Annotated in this window: 3 protein-coding genes; 2 read left to right on the top strand and 1 reads right to left on the bottom strand. The window is 33.8% G+C overall.

Going from position 1 to position 1,914, the window contains the following annotated elements; all coding sequences use genetic code 11:
• Window positions 1–224: 224 nt before the first annotated feature.
• Together ACOVO2_RS19745 and ACOVO2_RS19740 are read left to right on the top strand one after the other, a co-directional pair.
• A complete protein-coding gene (locus ACOVO2_RS19745) occupies window positions 225–476 on the top strand; it encodes a hypothetical protein (protein ID WP_421771630.1) in 252 nt (83 codons plus the stop codon).
• Window positions 477–479: 3 nt separating this feature from the next.
• On the top strand, window positions 480–917 hold the full coding sequence (locus ACOVO2_RS19740) for a hypothetical protein (RefSeq protein ID WP_421771629.1): 438 nt from the start codon (window positions 480–482) through the stop codon (window positions 915–917).
• Between the two features lie 107 nt (window positions 918–1,024).
• On the opposite strand, the gene ACOVO2_RS19735 is transcribed toward ACOVO2_RS19740, so the two are convergent.
• Window positions 1,025–1,914: replication initiation protein (locus tag ACOVO2_RS19735; protein ID WP_421771628.1), on the bottom strand; the 890-nt coding region annotated here is incomplete at its 5' end.

Raw genomic sequence — 1,914 nt, 5'->3', positions numbered from 1 at the left:
GATATGAACCAAAACGCCTATAAGTTCTGTAATGAGCTTGTTTTGAGCTAAAAAAATCGGCTTGCATCGCCTATCAGCGATGCAAGCATTAAATTAAGGAATTTTCGTTCGCTTTGCTCCACACAAGGCTCAAGGCTGATTTTGAAAAAATCGGTTTGCACCACCTTTGAGGGTGGTGCAAACCGATAAAAAGGTAGTACAATTAAGTTTATTAGTTTAACTTTGTGGAACGTTCTCTCATGCTGAGCGACCGTTCCACAATTTTTATTTTTCACCGAATGAAAGGCAAAAAGAATGATTATGCAGCTACATTCTTCAATAATGATGAAAAAGTGTTGCATCTTGGTTTCGTACATGATACAAAAAAAGCGGCTCAATGGGTAAATAACGAAGGAATTACTTGGACTCATGGAAACATTTATGACCGCCGAACTCGTGAGTTTATCACAAGGATTTACCCCGATAATATCAAATAATAAATGAGAAAATTTGAGAATATACTAAACGATTATAATGCTACTAAGCAAAAAATTCAAGACAGAATAAAAGTAACTGACTTTGAAATTAAGGATATTGCAAGAAGGTTAGAAGTGTCGGTTTCAACTGCTTATTCTAAACTGAATGGTGGAGATGTGATGATTCATAAAGACTTTTTAGTATTGGCAGATTTACTCAATATTGATAAAAAACCGCTCATTGAATACTATACATTCTTAGAGTCTTTCTCAAAATTTATCGAAGAAAATAAATTATTCAAGCAACTCTACTTTTTAGGAATTATTGATAAAGATAATATCGGCATCAAGAAACGCTTCAAAAATCCATTGGTTTGGAAACCTGAAGAAATAAAAGCGATACTTAACCAGCTAAAAGTTGATTTAAAAGCCAGTCCGTTACAAGAAATATTTTTGGATTAATAGGGCGTTCCCTTCGGGCGGGCTTTCGTAACTCAATCTTTATCGGCTTTGCCAGATAAAGGATTCTCAAGCTCAGCTTTTAGACAATTTACTCCATCCCTAACGATTTAATTACTCTTGCTTTCACTGATTTCTATACCTAATAAAGTTGCTTCATTTCTGATTGATTGAGCCACATAACCAACTGGATTGGTCTGAGAGCTATATAATCCATGCTCTAATCCCCTATCTAACTCTATGAATTTTCTAAGTAAACTAATATTTTTCAAAATGGCATCTTTCAATCCCTCGTTAAAGTTGTATTCATCTACCAACTTAGCTACTATTCTTCTTTGTTCGTGAAAGTCAAGTTCTGATAAAGACTCAAAATCAGATTCAACCAATCCGTAGGCTATTTCTTTTTTAGTTTTAATTGTAAATTGAAGCTCTATAACTTTTTTGCCTATCTTTTTCGATGGAGAGTATTCCATCACAATCCCAACTTTGTTTTCTAACTCCTTTTGTGCTGGCCCTAACACAAACCTTTTCACATCAAAGTTTTCGTACTTCTCAGGAAAATCTAAAATATGTTGTAATTCCTTCAAAGTATAAGTAAAAACTCGTTCCCTCCTACCTAAATGTAAGGAAATAATCTCATACATCCGTTGAGCGTAAATACTCTCTAATTCCAAAAAAAGATTCAATTGATATTTTGTATATTCTTTACCAAGCTCTTTGAATAACGGCACAACTTTATCATAAATGGTTACTTCTAAAAGTCCACTACGATTTAGATTATATGAAACCTCTGGAAACGGTACAACGTAACGGAACTCATCTTTAAAATCAACATTACATTCAATCACCTTTTTTACCAGCGATTGTGCAGCTTCTTGAATTTTTGCGTAAGGTACATATTTAGCTACTTCAACCAATGGTATCTCCAAAGTTAAGTTCCCCGACTGTTGTTCAGTATGATTTATCTGATTTACAATAAAGGCAAATATCTTTTTTTCAA

Source organism: Emticicia sp. (genome assembly GCF_049241225.1).
In the GTDB taxonomy this organism is placed as follows: Bacteria; Bacteroidota; Bacteroidia; order Cytophagales; family Spirosomataceae; genus Emticicia.
Note: the sequence above shows the minus strand (reverse complement) of the source record. Positions and strands in the feature narration are given on the sequence as shown.

What these genes read in the sequence shown, in the direction of transcription:
- ACOVO2_RS19740 (WP_421771629.1), top strand. Translation starts at nt 480, where the DNA reads ATGAGAAAATTTGAGAATATACTAAACGATTATAATGCTACTAAGCAA.